Annotated in this window: 1 protein-coding gene; it reads right to left on the bottom strand. The window is 59.1% G+C overall.

Going from position 1 to position 313, the window contains the following annotated elements; genetic code table 11:
- On the bottom strand, nucleotides 1-313 hold a 313-nt coding region (locus C5F48_RS24645), incomplete at both ends, for an IS30 family transposase (RefSeq protein WP_107666190.1).

Below are 313 nucleotides of genomic sequence, written 5' to 3'. Positions count from 1 at the left end.
GAGCCGAAGGGCGACCTGATCAAGGTCATGTTGAGTGTAAACGGATAGGTCCGTGCCGTTCGGGAAGTATTGGCGCAGCAAACCATTGGTGTTTTCGTTGCTGCCGCGCTGCCAAGGGCTTTTCGGATCACAGAAGTAGACGCTGACATCAGTGGCGATGGTGAACTTGCGATGATAGGCCAGTTCGGTTCCCCGGTCCCAGGTCAGCGACGCCATCACCCCCTGCGGCAGATGCTGCACCCGGGCAATCAATGCGCTGACGACGCTGTCGCTGTCCTTGCCGCCAACCTTGACCAGCATCACGAAGCGCGAG

Source organism: Cereibacter changlensis JA139 (assembly GCF_003034985.1).
Lineage (GTDB): Bacteria > Pseudomonadota > Alphaproteobacteria > Rhodobacterales > Rhodobacteraceae > Cereibacter > Cereibacter changlensis.
Note: the sequence above shows the minus strand (reverse complement) of the source record. Positions and strands in the feature narration are given on the sequence as shown.